Origin of the sequence: Rhizobium fabae (assembly GCF_003985135.1) — a bacterium.
Classification (GTDB): Bacteria; Pseudomonadota; Alphaproteobacteria; order Rhizobiales; family Rhizobiaceae; genus Rhizobium; species Rhizobium pisi.
Map to the genome: position 1 here is coordinate 34,270 of NZ_ML133663.1, position 17,211 is coordinate 51,480.

Consider the following 17,211-nt stretch of genomic DNA (forward strand, 5'->3'; position numbering starts at 1 on the left):
CCTAAGTCGCTCCGGCGCGTGAAGGTCATACGGGGTCAATATAGCTCTCCCAGAGATCGACAAACACCTGGTCCATCGCGCGCTCTGCTTCAGGCCATAGCTCGCCGGCTTCGAACATCACTGTGTAAAGGTGTTCTGCCTTCGTCTCGCCGCGCGTCGATGCGTCTGGAAGCAGATGGCCGCCGTGATGCGCGTGGACGACGCCTCTGCGGCCTCGAACATATCCGGGCAGCCTCGTATGGCCAGGCCGACCCATCGCCGAACAACAGACAGAATCGCCGGGAGAGAACCTGGGAGCCGTTCCAACTTCCCTAGCATAGCTCTTCGGCGCTTTGACATAAGCGCGCGACGCTTCGGCAGTGTCAGGGGGATGTGCGGGCTGGGGGATGAAGGACGACTGTCCGGACCGGATTTCATCGAGCGTGATGTAGCCCTCATCGACCATCTGAGCGGCAAGCGTTGTGATCCACTGGTCAAAATACGGCCGGGTCAGGTAATCCGTCGGAACGATCAGCTCGCGGCAGTGCCGGAACCAGTCTATGGACCATCCCGGCCCAAGGGCAGACGATTGGACGATACCGAACGCACGGGTCTCCCACTCGGCATGGAAAGGCTTGCCATCTTCCTTGTTGGGGACGGAGCCAAAGCCCTCACGGCCGCCTAGGTCATGGACACCGTCCATCAGCTCGTCATCCCTGACGGATAAAGATCGCGCTGCGTGCCGATCATCGAATTGCGCGTCACCAACTCGGCTAGAGCGCCCTCCTCCCAACCCTCGAGGCCCACGGGACGTTGCGGAACGACGAGATAGCGGCGTTCGGACGTCGAATCCCAAACGCGCACCTGTGTTTCTGCGCCTAGTTCGACGCCGAACTCCTTGAGCACACCCCTTGGGTCCCGCACCGCGCGTGCCCTGTATTCGTTCGATTTGTACCAGGCGGGCGACATGCCGAGCAGTGAAAATGGATAGCAGGAGCACAATGTGCAGACGACGAGGTTGTGGACCGTCGGCGTGTTCTCGACCGCCTGGAGATGGCCCGTGGCATGTCCGGCAAAGCCGAGTTCGGCGATGGCTGACGTTCCGTCAGCAAGCAACCTTTCCTTGAAGGCCGGATCGATCCAGGCGCGCGCGACCACGGCCGCTCCCCGCTTCGGTCCGATTTCATCGCGGTACATCTCTATCCAAGCGTCTATAGCTGCGGCGTCAAGCAGCTTCTTCTCGGTCAGCAAGCTTTCGAGAGCCTTGGTGCGCAAGGCGGGCTCAGACGGAAGGTCGCTGTGGAGCGCGTGGTGAATGTGCGACAGTTTTTTTGGGTCGAACTCCGTCATGGCGTCATCCCAGTTTTGGTGTCCGGTAGTCTGACCCTCTTCCAGGGCCTCATGACAGGCCTCCGCCGAACCGAACGCTAAAAGAAATAACATCAAAACTATCCTTGCGATACTGCGAAGCGAGGAACGCCGATAGTTCTGCGTCGGAGTGGGCCATCTTGCCCCCTCCTAGCATACCTCAACTGCCTCCGGCCGATTCTCAGGGTCTGCCGGCGATCACCGACCTTGACGAGATAATTGGCCTGCTGCTTTCGCCGTTCTTTCCGCCGCGAAAAGGCATCCGCCTGCTCGGTGTCTCCCTCTCCTCGTTGGAGCGGACCTCCGGAGTAGAGCCGCAAGCGGCGGCCTCTCACCGGCGCTGCGTGATAGATCGCTGTCAATCGGATCGGGTGGGGGCCCGACTCGTACTGTCCAGGAGAAGCCGCCCATTTCAAGGCGGTCGCTGCTGCCGACGCAGGTGCTGGGTAGCCTAACTGCCAACGGTATGCTATTCTGGCGGAAAACATTATGGTGACGCTATGCGCCGGTTTCTTACATCGGTAGCGTTGTTTTTTTCTGCGACAGTCGCGGCCGCGGGTGATCCCTTGTTCGACGCCGTTTCAGCGGGAAACACCGTTGCCGTGGAGCAGTTCCTGGCTACGGGTGCCGATGTCAACAGCCGCAGTCGCGACCAGGCAACACCACTCATCAACGCCGCACTTGAAAATCAGCTTGCCGTTGCCGAGTTGCTAATAGACAGAAATGCCGATGTTATGGCCAGGAATTCAGGCGGCTTTACGCCCCTGCATGCTGCGGCATTTTCGGGTAGCGTACCCATCAGCAAACTGCTCCTAGAGCACGGAGCAATTCTCGACGATGCTTCCAATAAAGCGGGTGTTACGCCGCTCATGGTTGCAGGCGAAGAGAACCGTGTTCTCCTCGCGGAGTTTTTCCTCGCCAAGGGCGCCGATGTCACCCACGCCGAGGTTCACGGCTATGCACCAATCACGAGGGCCATGTGGAAAGGCAATTTCGATATTGTCCGGCTCTTCAAGCGACATGGCGTGGCATGTCCTCCGGCCAGCGTTCTCGGCGCGGACAATTACGCTAAGTGCATGGAAATACACGAATAAGACAGGAGGCGCAGATGCATTTTGGAAACGGGACACGATGCATTGGTCGATCTTTGGCAGTGATCGGTCTGGCTGTCGCGGGAGTTGTCAGCGGATCGCCAGCCATGGCGGACGACTCGGTAAACACGGGGTACTTCGGCGGTGTCGCAATCATGGGCTACGATACTGTCGCCTACTTTACCGAAGGCAAAGCGACGAAAGGTTCGGAAAAAATCTCCTACGAATGGATGGGGACGCCCTGGCATTTCGCAAATGCCAAACATCGCGAGATGTTCATGAGCGAACCGCTTAGATACGCGCCTCAATACGGCGGCTACTGCACGGGCGAAGTAAGCGACGGATCTGTCACGGTCAACATCGATCCGGAAGCCTTCAAGATTGTCGAAGGCAAGCTTTACCTGATGTATGACAAGGCGGATGCGGAGGACTTTGCCGCGCATCCGGCGGACACTGTGGCCAAGGCGGATGCCAGATGGGCGAAGGTCGCGGCCGATCTCGAACTGGATCAGTATCACTGACGGCTTAACAAGGCTCTATTGGGCAGCCGAAAAGTAAAAAACCTTGGTCGAATTTACGTAAGCATAGCTGGTTTGGTCGGCCGGGTTTGCGTGTCTATAGACCGGGCCGCAATCGGGTCGGCCAAATGCGTTTTCACTTTGCTCGCAAAGCAGGTCCCCTTTGACAGAAACCTTCTCGGTCATCATCTGGGATGCCGAGCGGAATGCGGCCTTTCCGTCCAGTTGGACTTGCATGAGCGCAAGGCTTTCGGACGGTTCGGTCTTTCCTCGCAGAAGTTTGCCCATGACAGTGGCGGCGATCTCGGCACCCTTCAACCGACTTTGTTCGTCGCCCTGGAAGCCAAACGGCCATTCCGGCAGCCCGGCCTCGCGCAGCGCGTCTAGGATAAATGCTAAGTCCTCGTCCCTGAAATGCGCATTGCCGATACGCCAAGCCGCAAGGCAGTCGCGTCCCCCGAGAAGACGTTGGGCCTCGGCGACAGTCGCTCGGGCCTCATCAATGCGACCGACACGGACATACGCCATGGCGAGAGGGGTAACGAACTCGCCGTTGCCTTGAGAGCCGTAGCCCGCGCGTTTGAAACTGTCTATCGCCCTCTCGTAGTCGCGTTGCAGATAAAAAATCATGCCAGCCGTATATCGGTCGACGGCGGAGGGGTTCGGATCAAACCTGAGCGCCTTCTCGACAGCCGCAACAGCATCGGCGTGATTGCCCGATATCAATTGAACATATGCGAACGCCATATGAGCTTCGGCGTCGGAGGGGCCGAGTGCCACGGCCTTCTGGGCCGAGGCGATCGCCTGCTCGTAGCGTCGGTCCACCACCTGCATGATCGCGAGGACCGCATAAGGCGACGGAAGTTCGGGATCGAGGGCAAGGGCGCGACTTGCCTTGTCGTAGGTTCTTTTGCGCGCCAGGGCACTCTGGAGGACATCGTCATAGGCGCTTCGCCAGACATAGGCCGTCGCGTGCGCATCGGACGCGAAGGCTTCGGCAAAGCCGCTGTCGAGGTCCTCGGCCTTGTCAAACAGCGCCAACGCCTCCAGCATCAGAGAACGACGTCCCGTCCGGGCGGCCTGCTCGGCACGCAGATAATAATCATATGCCTCGAGATTGGCGGTCGGCGGACGCGCAATTCGCTCTGCCTCGGACGGGGTCAGGTTCAAACCGAGCGCATTGGCGATCTGACGGCTCATCGAATCCTGGACGGCAAACACGTCCGCCCCGCTGCGGTCAAACCGATTGGCCCACAGATGGTCGCCGCTCTCAGTGTCGAGCAGTTGCGCGTCGACGCGCATCAAGTCGCCCATTCGCTGCACGCTGCCCTCGACGACATAACGCACGCCGAGATCACGACGTATGTCTGCAAGTACGTGGGGCTTGTCCCTATAGGCAAAGACGGAATTCTGGGAAATGACATCAAGTTTCGACAGCCTGGTGAGATCGGTAATCAGGTTGTCGGTAATGCCATCGGCGAAATAATCTTGGGTCTGGTCGCTCAAGTTGGCGAACGGCAGTACTGCAATCGATGCGCGTTGTTTATGAGGCCATTGCCATGCGACGACGGCCGCAACGGTGGCGATCGATAGCCCTACGAGTGCTAACAACCCCATAGCGCGCGACCTTGCCCGCGAGGCAAAGACGACCTTGCCGAGGTGGGATGGGTCAAGCAGAACACGGTAGACGCGAACGGGGTCGGCGATGTTTTTCAGGTGATGCTCGCCGAGCGCCGAGAAACCGGCATCGACCTTGTGCACGACGTGGTCGAATGCGGTGCCGGATATGAAAATTCCGTCAGGTTCGGCGATTCCCTGCAGACGGGCGGCGATGTTGACGCCGTCGCCATAGATGTCATCGCCTTCAACAATAATGTCGCCGAGATTGATCCCGATGCGAAACCGGATGCGCTGTTCCGCAGGAAGTCCTCGCTCTCTGCTGGACATTCCCCGCTGGATTACGGCCGCGCATTGAACCGCGTCTACAACGCTAGCAAACTCGACCAGCGCGCCGTCACCCATGAGTTTGATGATCCGACCATGGTGCTCTTCGATGGTCGAATCGACCAGTTCCCGACGGCAGGCCTTCAAGCGCTCAAGCGTGCCGCCCTCATCCACTCCCATGAGGCGACTATAGCCTACCACGTCAGCGGAAAGTATCGCGGCGAGACGCCTCTCCATTTCTCTGCCCCCTTTTGAAACAGGGAATTGGGCATCTTACCACGACCGGGGCCGCGCTGGCACACGAGCCCGGTCTTTTCCGCTATTTTGGTCCGCGTTTAAGCTGCCCCTGACGGCTCGATCCTAGAGGATCCTTCCTTGCTTTCGAAACGTGAAGACACCCGATCCGGTTTATTACTGCGTGATTTTGTGGGGTTAACCAGGGATGCGCGAGAAAAGTCTGCTGCGATATGTTGTGTTGCGCAGTTAGCGCTTCTTTTTGCGGATGGGTTTTGGGGGAACGTGTCCTGCAAATGGGCAAATGAAGAAGCTGCGTGTCTGAAGCGGCGATTTATCGCTTCAGTAACATGACGGTGGTCACGGAATGATGATGACGCGTCGGCACTTCTTCATTAGTATGTCTTAGGGCGAATTCAGGCGAAGGGGGCTGTCGTGGACATTGCCTCTTGGTTGCGACGCCTCGGCCTCGAGCAATACGAACAGGCGTTCCGCGAGAATGCGGTCGATGCAGAAGTTCTGTCCGACCTGACCGAAGCAGACCTCCGGCAGCTCGGTATTTGCTCGGACATCGCAAGCGGCTTCTCAAGGCAATCGCGGAACTAGGGCGGTCTACAAACCACTCCGATTCGAGCGCTGCCGAGCCTGATGCCGAGCGCCGGCAGCTTACTGTCATGTTCGTCGATCTCGTCGGCTCGACGGCGCTCGCTTCGCGTCTCGATCTTGAGGATCTGCGGGAGATCATCCGGGCCTTCCATCGCTGTGTCGCTGATACCATCGCCCGCTTCTCCGAACACGGCTTTTTTTCGGCTTCATTCTGTGGCCAACGAATTGGCAGGCGAGCGTCCCACCTGTCCGGCTCCCCATTTTCGCTGCAGGACCGGCCGCTTTCCATTCGGTTGGCGGCCGGTGCTGTCTCTCAGCAGATCAGGCGAAGGCGTAAGAGCCGTCCGGCCGCTTCGGCACGCGCCGCTGCCAGTGAATGTAGCCTTCCTCCTCCATCGCCTTCTCGTCCATTTCGACGCCCCAGCCCGGCCGGTCGGGACGCAGTTCGAGATAGCCATCCTTCGGCAGATAAGGATCGACGACATAGCGGGTTTCCCCCTGTCGCTTCTCGAGGTCGAGGCCGCCATAGACATAGGCCTGGCCCTTCGGCAACCGGTATTCGAGGATGCGGAAATTCTGCGCCGCGGCCGAAAAATGAACATTGACCGCCGTCGCAAGGGGCCCCATCGGGTTGTGCGGCGCGACCCCGACGAAATAGGCTTCGGCCAGCGTCGCAATGCGGCGCATTTCGCTGATGCCGCCGACGACGCAGATATCGGGTTGGATGAGATCGGCGCCTTTGACCTGCAGCAGGCGCAGGAACTCATTTCTGTTGTAGAGCGACTCGCCGGTCGCGAGCACGCAGTTGAGTCCTTGCTTCAGATCGCCCCAGGCCTCGATGTTCTCAGGGCGCAGCGGTTCCTCATAAAACAAGGGATCGTAGGGGGCCAACGCGTTGCCGAGTTGCCTTGCGGCGACCGGCTCGAAAATCTTGGCATGGGCATCGAAGGCGATCTCGTATTCGTCGTTGACCGTCTCGCGCAGCGAGCGGAAATAATCCGCTGAGGCTTTGACGACATTGCCCCAGCGATGGGCATGCATATCGATCCGCCAGGGACTGAGCTTGAAGGCGGTGAAACCCCATTCTTCCTTCAAACGATCGAATTCGTCGCGGGCCGCCGGAGCATCCGGTGCGGTGTAGACACCGGCATAGACCTTGATGCGGTCGCGCACCTCGCCGCCCAGCAGCTTGTAGACCGGGACATTCGCTGCCTTGGCCGCAAGATCCCATAAGCAGTGGTCGAGCGCGGAGATCGCGGCAAGGCCAAGCGCGCCAGGCGGAAACCGGCTTTGCTGGATCAACAGATTGACGAGATAGTCGACGCGCGTCGGATCCTGGCCGGAGAGAAAGGCGTAGAGATAATCCAAAAGCGGCGGAAGCGCCTTGTCGGGGCCATGATTGTAGCATTCGCCCCAGCCCGTCAGCCCGTCATCGGTGTCGAGCGCGACGATCACGCGGGGACGGTCCTTGTCGCGGGTCATGAAAACCCGCATGCGGTCGATCTTCATCTTTCTGTCCTTCTAGAGATTGAAATAGCTGCGGCGTGCGACGCGCGTCTGCACGTAGAGATGCTCTTTGTAGGTTCCGGGATTGTAGGAGCCGGCAGATTCCGGCACGGGAACGGAGACATTGCTGCCGCTCGGAAAGCGAGCGACAAACGCTTCGTCGATATCGCAGCCGAGTCCCGGCCCGTCGGGAACCGCAATCAGGCCGTCGACTTGGACGGGGTGCGGCACGATCGTCTGGCGGCGGCCGTCCCAGTCGTCGTCAAGACGCTCGAGAATGAGGGCGTTCGGGATCGCCGCAAGCAGATGCAAGGCGGCATATTCCGCCACCGGCCCAAGCGAGCCCGAATGCGGCGCCATCTGGATATGATGCGCCTCGGCCATGGCGGCGATTTTCTTCATCTGGGTGATGCCGCCGGCCCGGCCGGTATCCGGCTGGATCACGTCGACCAGTTCCTTCTCGATGAGCTCGCGCTCGCCGAAGATAGTCGCCGAGCGCTCACCGGCCGCAAGCGGCACATGGGCTGCGTCGCGGATGCGCCGGTAGCCGTCGATATTGTCGGGCGCGATCGGATCTTCGACCCACATCAGCTCGTAAGGTTCGAGCGCCCGCACCAGCCGGCAGGCATCGGCTGGCGTCAGCCATGGCGGCCCATGCAGATCGATGGCGATGTCCATGTCGTCACCGACGGCGTCGCGAAGAGCTGCGACCTTACGGACGGGATCGGCGACCCCGCCGCATTTGATCGCCTTGATGCCGCGCTCCTTGATGGCAAGCGCGCGCTCGGGCGTATTCGCATGCGAATAGATCGGGATCCAGTCGCGCACCTTGCCGCCGAGCAGCATCCAGACAGGCACGCCGAGCGCCTTGCCCTTGATGTCCCAAAGCGCCATGTCGATACCGGTCATCGCGCCGCCGCCCACCGTCCCGAGCATGCCGTGACCCATCATGGCGATATGCATCTTCTGCCACAGCCGTTCGATATGGGCCGGATCCTCGCCGATAAGCAGGGGCGCAAGATCGTGGATCGCCGTCTCGATGACGCGCGGCCAGCCGGAGCATTCACCGATACCGGTGATGCCCTCGTCGGTATCGATCTTCAGAAAGAGCCAGTTGCGGGTGCCGGCGAGCTGCCTGGACGCACCGTCTCCGGAGCGCTCGTCCGAGGCCCATTTCGAGGGATCGGGCTGACCGGCATGCATGAGAAACGTGCGGATCCCGGTGATTTTCATCGCTGAGAACTCCCATTCTTCAGAATGTCCGGCGCGACGTAGCGGAAACGCCGCGAATGATCCCGGTCACGAGGATCGGGGCGTGGAATGGCTGAGATGAGCGCCTGCGTATAGGCGTGCTCGGGCGTGCGGCAGACTTTTTCCGCATCGCCGATTTCGACGAGTTGGCCTTTGTACATGACGCCGACACGGTCGCACATGTAGCGGATGACGCCGATGTCATGGCTGATGAAGATATAGGCGAGGCCGAGTTCGTCCTGCAGGCGCATCAGGAGATCGAGCACCTGCGAGCGCACGGAAACGTCAAGCGCCGAGGTTGCCTCATCGGCAACGATGACACGCGGATTGAGCGTGATGGCCCGCGCAATGCCGATACGCTGGCGCTGACCGCCGGAGAATGCGTGCGGATAGCGCTCGCGCGCCCTCGGGTCGAGGCCGACCTGCTCCATGAGATGGCAAACGCGCTCGTCCAGCACCCGCCCCTTTGCCACGCCATTGACGAGCAGCGGCTCGCCGATGATCTGGGAGACGGTCATGCGTGGGTTGAGGGAGCCGAAAGGATCCTGAAACACCATCCGCAATTCCCGCCTTGCGGCGGCGAGCGTCTGGCCCTTTGCCGTTGCCAGATCGATGATGTCGCCGTCGGCGCGGCGATAGAGGATTTCGCCCGCTGTGGGATCGATCAGCCGCATGATCGAGCGGCCCATCGTCGTTTTTCCGGATCCGCTCTCGCCGACGATGCCGAGCGTCTCGCCCGGAAGAAGCGAAATGGAAACATCGTCCAGCGCCCTCACCTCGCCGAAATCCATCGAGAGATTGCGGAGTTCGAGGATCGGCGGCACCGTCGTGTCGAGCGGAGCGCGGGCCAGCCGGATTTCGGCCTTTGCTTCCAGCTTCAGCACCGAGCCGATCAGCATGCGGGTATAGTCGTCTTTCGGCGCATGAAAGATCTGCTCGACCGGCGCATATTCCTTCGCGACGCCGTTGTGCATGACGAGCACATCGTCGGCGATCTGCGCCACGACGCCCATGTCATGGGTGATGAAGAGGACGGCCATGCCCTTGTCCTTCTGCAGCCGGGCGATCAGGTCGAGAATTTCAGCCTGCGTCGTCACGTCGAGGGCGGTGGTCGGCTCGTCGGCGATCAAGAGCTGCGGTTTGCAGGCGAGAGCCATGGCAATCATCGCGCGCTGGCGCATCCCGCCGGAATATTGAAAGGCATATCGGTCCAGCGCTTTTTCCGGCGAGGGAATCTCGACCTGCTTGAGCAGCGATATGGCTTCAGCGCGTGCCTCTGCCTTGCTCATCCTGGTGTGAAGGCGGAGCGCCTCGACGATCTGGTTGCCGACCGTGTGGATCGGCGACAGCGACGACATCGGCTCCTGGAAGATCATGGCGATGTCGCGGCCGCGGATCGCACGGATCTGGCGCCCGCGCGGATTGAGGCTGGTCAGATCGATCGAGCCGCCATCCTGATCGTTCAAGATGATCGATCCACCGGAGATGCGGCCGGGCGCATCGACGATCTGCAGGATCGAACGCGCCGTCACCGACTTCCCCGATCCGCTTTCGCCGACCACGCAGAGCGTCTTGCCCGGCTCGATCGAGAAGGACAGATCGCTGACGGCGCGAAAGACGCCGGTGCGTAGAGGAAACTCGACGGTCAGGTTTTTCACCTGCAGCAGCGGCCTGCCGGCAATGGGTACGATATCGGTCAATGCCAGCCTCATTTGTTGTAGGGATCGGCCGCATCACGCAAACCGTCGCCGAGGAGGTTGAGCGCCATCACGGCGACCACGACGGCGCAGCCCGGCATGAAGAGCCAGGGTGCCGTGGCGATCGAGCGAATGTTCTGGGCCTCGCGCAAAAGCACGCCCCAGGAGATGGTCGGCGGCTGCAGCCCGAGTCCCAGGAAGGAAAGAGAGGTTTCGGCAAGGATCATCGCCGGCACCGCAAGCGTGATGGACGCGATGATGTGGCTCGCAAAACTCGGCAGCATGTGGCGAAAGATGATGCGCCTTTCGCGAACGCCGTCGAGTCTTGCGGCGGCGACGAATTCCTCGGTGCGCAAAGACAGGAAGCGGCCACGAACGACGCGGGCAAGCTGTGCCCAGCCGGTCAGCGACAGGATGATCGTGATCATCATATATTGCAGCGTCGCAGGCCAGTCCTGCGGCAGGGCCGCGGCCATTGCCAGCCAGATCGGGATCGTCGGCAGCGACAGTACGAAATCGATCACCCGCTGCAGGAAGAAATCGATGCGGCCGCCGTAATATCCCGAGATGCCGCCGAGCACGATGCCGAGCATCAGCGAGAAGAAGACACCGACGAGGCCGATCGACAACGAGATCTGCGCGCCCTGCACCGTTCGGCTGAAGACATCGCGCCCAAGCCTGTCGGCGCCGAAGAGAAGCAGCGGCGTCGTCTTGTCGGGCGAAGCGATCAGATGAATGTTCGACCTGAAGAGGCCGAGCACCGAATATTCGTAGCCTCGGCCGAAGAGCTTGATATCGACGCGCTTCGTCATGTCTTCCTTGAAGATGGCGGCGAGCGTCTCCGGATCGCGGGTCAGCTTCATCGGATAATAATGCAGGCCGAAGGATAAGCCGTTCTGAGTATCGATCAGATGCACTCTCTGCGGCGGGTGAAAGGTCGCCCGCGCATTCTGCAGGTTCGGATCGTTGATGGCGAAAAAACCGGGAAGCAGGGCGACGATATACATCATCACGGTGACGACGAGCGCCACCATGGCCAGCTTGTGCCGGCGGAAAGCCCACCAGATGAGCTGCCATTGCGATGCGACGGCGGCGCGATCCGGCTGCAGATTTGTAATGCTGATGTCGGCCATGCCAGCCTCCTATTCCAGCCGGATGCGGGGATCGACCAGCGCCAGAAGAATGTCGCTGATCAGGGAGCCGATCAGCGTCAGCGCGCAGATCAGCAGAACGAAGGCGCCGGCAAGATACATGTCCTGGGCCATGAGCGCCTGCAGCAGCAAGGGTGCGGCCGTCGGCAGGTTGAGGACGATGGCGACGACGACCGAGCCGGAAATCAGATTGGGAAGCAGCCAGGCAATCGTCGAAATAAACGGATTGAGCGCGATCATCAGAGGATATTTCATCAGCAGCCGGAACTCCGAGAGGCCCTTTGCCCGCGCGGTGACCACGTAAGGTTTCGGCAGCTCGTCCAGCATGTTCGCGCGCATGACGCGGATGAGGCTCGCCGTCGAGGAGACGGCGAGAATGATGACCGGAAGCCAGAGATGCGTCAGGAGATCGAGCATCTTGGCAAAGCTCCAGGGCGCCGTCTCATAGGCTGGCGAAAACAGCCCGCCGACATCCTGGCCGAATTCGACCGCCGCGACATACATCAGCACCAGCGCCAGCAGGAATGACGGAACCGACAGGCCGAAGAAGGCGAAAGCCGTGAACAGATAGTCCCCGATCGAATATTTCTTTACGGCGGAAAAGACGCCGATCGGCAGGGCGATCGCCCAGGTGGCGATCAATGTCGAAAGGGCGAGCACCAGGGTCAGCGCCATGCGCTCCCAGATCAGATCCGAGACCGGTTGCTGCCACTCGAAGGAAATACCGAAATCGCCGCGCGAAAGGATGCCCCAGATCCATTTGAAATACTGGATGAGCATCGGATCATCGAGGCCGAAGCGCTCGCGCAGCTGTGCGGCCGTGTTCTGGTCGACGATCTCGTTGGATGCCGCAAGCGTCGCGATATAGGTCGTGACATAATCGCCCGGCGGCAGCTGGATCAGCACGAAAGCCAGGAAGCTGACGGCAAAAAGCGATGGAATCATCCATAAGAAGCGTTTGGCGATGAACACCAACATGAGGCGTCTCCCGGCTTGGACGCCGCCCTCTGGCCCTTGCGGCTTTCACGACCGCAAGGGGAGAGCGAACCTGAAAGAAAGCACCGTGCCTGAGGGTGCGGCGCTTGAGATCGAAATCAGCTTGTGAAGGTGAATTGCTGCGGCAGTGCCGGCCCCGGATTGGGCCAGGACCAGCTGTCCGGCTCTTTCTCGGGAACATTGCGCAGATTGTTGCGGATGATGCCGAAGCCGCCGACGGCAAGGCAGAGGCCGACCGTTTCAAATTCCTGCGCCGCGATATCGAAGATCTGCTTCATGATCGCGCCGCGCTTGTCGAGATCGGCCGTCGAACGCGCCTCGTCGAACAGCTTCATGCGCTTCTTCTGGCTTTCCGGCGGCTCCTCGCCGCGCGCGCCATTCGACGTATACCAGAGCGTCCACGGAATGGCGTAACGCGATCCTTGCGGATGGAAAGCGAAGAAATCGCGCGGATCGAGCATTGGGTCGAGACCGCCCGGCCCCGGCCATACCTGCGCATCATGGGCATTGTCGTCGCCGCGGGTGTAGTAGAGCGCCCGTTCGATCGTGTTGACCTTCATGTCGATGCCGATCTGGGCCCAATGCGTCTTGACCAGTTCCAGGGCATCGACGAGGTCGGGATAGAGCGTCGGAATGACGTCGACCGAGAAGAACACCTTCTGCCCGTCCGGGCGAAGGCGGAAGCCGTCGCCGCCTTTCTTGTAGCCGGCCTGATCGAGCATCGCGCCCGCCTTGTCGGCATCGAATTCGGTGAACTGGCGCGCATATTTCTCATGATACCAGGGATGGGTCGGACGCGGTCCGGCCTGATAGGGCTCGCTCTGCCCGAAATAGACGATGTCGATGAGTTCCTGGCGATTGAGACCGATCGACAGCGCCTGCCGGAACGACTTATCGGCAAACATCTTGCGCATGGCAGGATCTTTGTGGGTGATGTTGAAATAGATCTGGCACTGCTGCGAGGCCGAAGGCACGAGCGTCAGCAGGCGGTAATCGCCCTTCTGCATGTTCTGGGAGAGCGTCGGCTTGTTGGCGAGCACGCTGATGTGGCGTTCCTGGATATCGATCTTTCCGGAAATGACGTTCAGCATCAGCGATTCGACGTCCTGCGAGATGCCGAAGTTGATCTCATCGATATAGGGAAGCTGGTTGCCTGATGTATCGACCTGCCAGAAATAGGGGTTGCGGGTCATGACGACGCGCGTCGCACCGCCGGCATAGGGCTCCTTGACGACCCATGGATCGAGCGTCGGCTTGTCGACATTGCCCCACCGCGACGGGATTTCGATGTCGCCGCAGCGGCTGCGGAACAGCTCCGTCCAGCTGGTAACGCCCGCCTTCTTCGCATCGGCTTCGACGTTTGGATTGTATTTCGGCAGAAACTGGCTGCAGTAATGCTTCGGAAAGAGCGTCGGATGCTGGCCGAGCGGCGTGGCGAGGTTTTCCAGATAAAGGGCGTTCGCCGCCGCGAAGGTGAATTTCACCGTATGGTCGTCGATCTTTTCGACCGTGACCGGCTTGCCGGCGACGGAAAGCTGGGCCGGCGTCGAGCTGTAAAGCTCGGTATTCTTAACGCAATCCTCGATCGCGAAAACGATATCGTCTGATGTAAAGGGATGGCCGTCGGACCAGCGCACGCCTTCGATCAGATGGAAGGTGAATTGCGTTGCGTCGTCATTGACCTCCCAGCGCTCGGCAAGGTTCGGCTGCACGGCGGTAAAATCCAGGTTCCAGCGCACGAGGCTCTGGTTGCCGACCATGCGCAGGATGCCGTTATGGTCCGACGAGCCGCGCAGGCCGCGACGCAGCGTGCCGCCATAGGTACCGACCTTCTCGAACGGCGTCACCACCATCGGCTTTTTCGGCAGGCGCTCGGCCAGCGGCGGCAGCTTGCCGTCCTTGACGAGCTGCGCCAGATCAGGCGCTTCGCCGCCTGCGGCAAAGGCGCGGCCGGCAAGCGACAGTGCCGCGACACCAGCCATGCCGCCGAGCACGGCGCGGCGGGTGACGCCGCCAGACAGTATTTCATTGGACATCGAGTTCCTCCCCTTTTTATGCCGGCCGCTTTTATGCCGGTATGGCCTTTGTGCCGGCTGCTGCGGCGGGCTCCCGACCTGCCGTTTCGCGCCCTCCTCGGCGCTGCGAGGGAACCATAGACACGTTCTCAAATGATTACAAGAGTTGACAGATAATTACAGATTCGATAGCGATGCAGCATCAAACGAGGCGCTCAAGCCATTGGCAGGAAAGCCTCGCGGAAGGAAAGACGGCAGATCTGTCAGATGTTGTCCACAACAACATCGCAGCAGCTGACTGCATCGCGCCATGCTGGCGCATGGTCGAGGAGGCATATCTGGCTTCTGCTCGCCGGGCGAAGAGCCGATGGGGTGAATGGGCCATGTGGCGGGAGAGAAAAGGACGATAATGACGTTTGCAGTCGATGCCGTTTCGAACAGGGGCGCAACGCGCTTCAGCGACATCATCTACGAGAAGATCGTGGGGATGATCGCAGACGGCAAGTTTCCTGTGAACGAGCGGCTGCCATCGGAGACGAAGCTCGCCGCCGATTTCGGTGCGTCGCGGCCCGTTGTGCGCGAGGCCCTGGAGAGGCTCAGAACCGACGGCCTCATCGTGTCGCGCAAGGGGTCCGGCTCCTATGTCAGGCAGCGGCCGGATTCGTCGATGCTGAAAATGGTTCCGGTCGGCTCGCTTGCGGATGTACAGCGGTTCTTCGAGTTCCGCGCCGGCCTCGAAGCGGAGGCGGCCGAGCTTGCGGCGCGAAACTGGCAGCCGGCTGACAAGGAGCGGATCACGGCCGCCCTTTTGGCGATCGAGCAATGTCTGAAGAACGGCGAACTCGGCGCTGAGGAGGACCAGGCTCTGCACGATGCGATTGCGATGGCGACGGGCAATCAGTTTCACATCACCGTGCGCGAATGGTTCAGACCGCATTTCGCCATCGGCCATTCGGTGACGCGAAGCCTGAGCCTGAAGCGCACGCCGGAGCAGATCCGCAGTGTGCAGGACGAGCACGCGGTGATCGTGGAGGCGATCTTCGCGCGGCGGGAAACCGAAGCGCATGACGCGATGAAGAGACACATACTGAATGCACGCGCCCGCATGTTCCAGGGCGTTTGAACGATGATGGGAGGACGGACGATGAGACGGATCGCTGTGACGGGTGCTGCCGGACGTGTCGGAACGCTGCTGCGCCCGCTCCTTCGACCTGATGTCGAGCACCTCCGCCTGATCGACGTTCGCGAACCCGCGGAACTGGCTGAAAACGAAAGCTTCGTCCAGGCCGATCTTGCCAATCTCGACGAGGCGACCGCCGCTCTCAACGGCATCGACGGCGTCGTTCACCTTGCCGGCATCGCAAGCGGCATCGACATGAACGCGATATTGCAGGCAAATGTGCTCGGGACATACAATCTCTACGAGGCTGCCCGGATCAACGGCGTTGAGCGGATGGTCTACGCCTCGAGCAACCATACGACCGGCTTTTATCCGCGCGGCGAGGTCGTATCGCCTCTCGATCCGATGCGGCCGGACAGCCCCTACGGGCTTTCCAAATGCTGGGGCGAACTGGTGGCGGGGCTCTATTACGATACGTCAGGCATCCGCACGCTTTCCATCCGCATCGGCAATGCGGGCACTTATCCCAACAGCGAGCGGGCGATAGCGATCTGGATCAGCGCGCGGGATCTGGCGCAATTGGTTCGCATCGGGCTTACCCACCCGCTGATCGCCGCAACTGTCGTCTACGGCGTTTCCGATGCAGACGAGAAATGGTGGGACAACGATCTGGCGACGCGCCTTGGCTACCTCCCGCAAGACCGCCCGCGCGATCACGCCCGCATCGAGCAGGTTGCCGAGGGCCGGATAGCACTGACGTTCCAGGGCGGGGGTTTCTGCGAATACAATCACGACGGCGACATCCACATGCGCGATGCCGAGGGGCTCGTCAAAGGCTTGGAGACGGTCTCGTGACGGCGCCGCGTGTCATTGAGCCGAAGGTTCGTTCGATGTTGCAGCAACCGCTGACGGTCGGTGAGTCGCCGGTATGGGACGAAGAGACCGGCGCCCTGTGGCTCACCGATATCCTGGCGCCGGCACTCGTCCGGCTTTCGGGCGAAGGCAGGATCGACCGCTTCGACATGCCGGCTGAGATCGGCTGCCTCGGACTTTGCCGCGACAACAGGATCGTCGTCGGCCTCCAGACCGGCGTTCATCTCTTCGATCCCGTCTCCCGCCATCTCGAGTTTCTTTCCGATCCGGTCGGCCGCGAGATCAATGGCCGCCTGAACGATGGAAAGGTCGGGCCCGACGGGCACTTCTGGGTCGGCTCGATCAGCGAAGCCAAGCCGCAGACCGACGAGGCCGCATTGTATCGCGTGGGCGCCGACGGCAGCACGCGGACCGTGGCAACCGGACTGACGAGCTCCAATGGCCTTGCCTGGTCGCCGGACGGCCGGCGGATGTATCACTCCGACAGCCGGCAATGCTTCCTGCAGGCTTTCGATTTCGATCCTGAGACCGGCGCGATCGGCGCCGCGCGACGGCTGCGCAGCTTTACCGAAGAACAGGGCCGCCCCGATGGAGCGACGACCGATCGCGACGGGTTTTACTGGAGCGCCGGCGTCTCTGCCGGCCGTCTCAACCGCCTGTCGAGCGAAGGCGAAATCGTCGAGATCTACATTCTGCCGGTCGCAGCACCGACCATGCCGTGTTTCGGAGGGCCTGACCTCAGCACCCTCTACGTCACGAGCCTGTCGACCGACCGCACGGGACGTTTCGAGGCAGGCACAGTCATTGCCTTCGATGTCGATGCTGAGGGGCTGGCGCCCTTCCGCTTCGGATGACGACCATC

Annotated in this window: 16 protein-coding genes and 1 pseudogene; 7 read left to right on the forward strand and 10 right to left on the reverse strand. The window is 60.9% G+C overall.

Features of this window, described 5'->3' with window-relative positions:
• Nucleotides 1-25: 25 nt before the first annotated feature.
• Both nthB and nthA read right to left on the reverse strand, forming a co-directional pair.
• Nucleotides 26-682, reverse strand: coding sequence for a nitrile hydratase subunit beta (gene nthB, locus EFB14_RS29705; RefSeq protein ID WP_126830189.1), 657 nt, complete (start codon nucleotides 680-682; stop codon nucleotides 26-28).
• A complete protein-coding gene (nthA, locus tag EFB14_RS29710) occupies nucleotides 682-1,329 on the reverse strand; it encodes a nitrile hydratase subunit alpha (RefSeq protein WP_126830191.1) in 648 nt (215 codons plus the stop codon). Before nthA ends, nthB begins: the two co-directional genes overlap by 1 nt.
• Nucleotides 1,330-1,535: 206 nt before the next feature.
• Here nthA and EFB14_RS33625 point away from each other — a divergent pair.
• The 3 genes and pseudogenes from EFB14_RS33625 to EFB14_RS29725 all read left to right on the forward strand — a co-directional run.
• A pseudogene (locus tag EFB14_RS33625) lies at nucleotides 1,536-1,667 on the forward strand (DNA polymerase IV); the annotation flags it as partial.
• Between the two features lie 180 nt (nucleotides 1,668-1,847).
• Nucleotides 1,848-2,441 carry an ankyrin repeat domain-containing protein gene (locus EFB14_RS29720; protein WP_125847592.1) on the forward strand — a complete coding sequence of 198 codons (594 nt, stop codon included), beginning with the start codon at nucleotides 1,848-1,850 and terminating at the stop codon, nucleotides 2,439-2,441.
• Between the two features lie 14 nt (nucleotides 2,442-2,455).
• Nucleotides 2,456-2,959, forward strand: coding sequence for a YHS domain-containing (seleno)protein (locus EFB14_RS29725; protein ID WP_183605214.1), 504 nt, complete (start codon nucleotides 2,456-2,458; stop codon nucleotides 2,957-2,959).
• Between the two features lie 15 nt (nucleotides 2,960-2,974).
• Here the strand turns inward: EFB14_RS29725 and EFB14_RS29730 are convergent, their stop codons facing one another.
• Entirely contained in the window at nucleotides 2,975-5,137 is a 2,163-nt protein-coding gene (locus EFB14_RS29730) for an adenylate/guanylate cyclase domain-containing protein (RefSeq protein ID WP_126830193.1), read from the reverse strand.
• A 432-nt stretch (nucleotides 5,138-5,569) separates the two neighbouring features.
• Here EFB14_RS29730 and EFB14_RS33630 point away from each other — a divergent pair, with 432 nt between their 5' ends.
• Nucleotides 5,570-5,740 (forward strand): SAM domain-containing protein, encoded by a 171-nt coding sequence (locus tag EFB14_RS33630; RefSeq protein ID WP_245438335.1) that lies wholly within the window; start codon nucleotides 5,570-5,572, stop codon nucleotides 5,738-5,740.
• Here the strand turns inward: EFB14_RS33630 and EFB14_RS33635 are convergent.
• From EFB14_RS33635 to EFB14_RS29765, 7 genes are all read right to left on the reverse strand, one after another.
• On the reverse strand, nucleotides 5,737-5,931 hold the full coding sequence (locus EFB14_RS33635) for a hypothetical protein (RefSeq protein WP_245438341.1): 195 nt from the start codon (nucleotides 5,929-5,931) through the stop codon (nucleotides 5,737-5,739). The two genes, EFB14_RS33630 and EFB14_RS33635, sit on opposite strands and share 4 nt — an antisense overlap.
• A 130-nt stretch (nucleotides 5,932-6,061) precedes the next feature.
• Entirely contained in the window at nucleotides 6,062-7,249 is a 1,188-nt protein-coding gene (locus tag EFB14_RS29740; RefSeq protein ID WP_126830195.1) for a galactarate dehydratase, read from the reverse strand.
• A gap of 12 nt (nucleotides 7,250-7,261) precedes the next feature.
• The gene (locus EFB14_RS29745; protein WP_126830197.1) at nucleotides 7,262-8,479 is read right to left on the reverse strand and encodes a mandelate racemase/muconate lactonizing enzyme family protein; all 1,218 of its coding nucleotides are present in this window, start codon (nucleotides 8,477-8,479) and stop codon (nucleotides 7,262-7,264) included.
• Nucleotides 8,476-10,197, reverse strand: a complete 1,722-nt coding sequence (locus EFB14_RS29750; protein WP_126830199.1) for an ABC transporter ATP-binding protein — start codon at nucleotides 10,195-10,197, stop codon at nucleotides 8,476-8,478. Before EFB14_RS29750 ends, EFB14_RS29745 begins: the two co-directional genes overlap by 4 nt.
• A gap of 8 nt (nucleotides 10,198-10,205) precedes the next feature.
• Nucleotides 10,206-11,327 (reverse strand): ABC transporter permease, encoded by a 1,122-nt coding sequence (locus tag EFB14_RS29755; protein ID WP_125847604.1) that lies wholly within the window; start codon nucleotides 11,325-11,327, stop codon nucleotides 10,206-10,208.
• 9 nt (nucleotides 11,328-11,336) lie between these two features.
• Nucleotides 11,337-12,323 carry an ABC transporter permease gene (locus EFB14_RS29760; RefSeq protein WP_125847606.1) on the reverse strand — a complete coding sequence of 329 codons (987 nt, stop codon included), beginning with the start codon at nucleotides 12,321-12,323 and terminating at the stop codon, nucleotides 11,337-11,339.
• Between the two features lie 116 nt (nucleotides 12,324-12,439).
• Nucleotides 12,440-14,377 carry an ABC transporter substrate-binding protein gene (locus EFB14_RS29765; RefSeq protein ID WP_126830201.1) on the reverse strand — a complete coding sequence of 646 codons (1,938 nt, stop codon included), beginning with the start codon at nucleotides 14,375-14,377 and terminating at the stop codon, nucleotides 12,440-12,442.
• 388 nt (nucleotides 14,378-14,765) lie between these two features.
• On the opposite strand from EFB14_RS29765, the gene EFB14_RS29770 reads away from it, so the two are divergent.
• The 3 genes from EFB14_RS29770 to EFB14_RS29780 are packed head-to-tail and all read left to right on the forward strand — an operon-like array spanning nucleotide 14,766 to nucleotide 17,203.
• Complete coding sequence (locus EFB14_RS29770; RefSeq protein WP_125847610.1) at nucleotides 14,766-15,479, forward strand: FadR/GntR family transcriptional regulator; 714 nt, start codon at nucleotides 14,766-14,768, stop codon at nucleotides 15,477-15,479.
• Nucleotides 15,480-15,500: 21 nt separating this feature from the next.
• The gene (locus EFB14_RS29775) at nucleotides 15,501-16,331 is read left to right on the forward strand and encodes an NAD-dependent epimerase/dehydratase family protein (protein WP_125847612.1); all 831 of its coding nucleotides are present in this window, start codon (nucleotides 15,501-15,503) and stop codon (nucleotides 16,329-16,331) included.
• Nucleotides 16,328-17,203 (forward strand): SMP-30/gluconolactonase/LRE family protein, encoded by an 876-nt coding sequence (locus EFB14_RS29780; protein ID WP_125847614.1) that lies wholly within the window; start codon nucleotides 16,328-16,330, stop codon nucleotides 17,201-17,203. Before EFB14_RS29775 ends, EFB14_RS29780 begins: the two co-directional genes overlap by 4 nt.
• Nucleotides 17,204-17,211 lie beyond the last annotated feature (8 nt).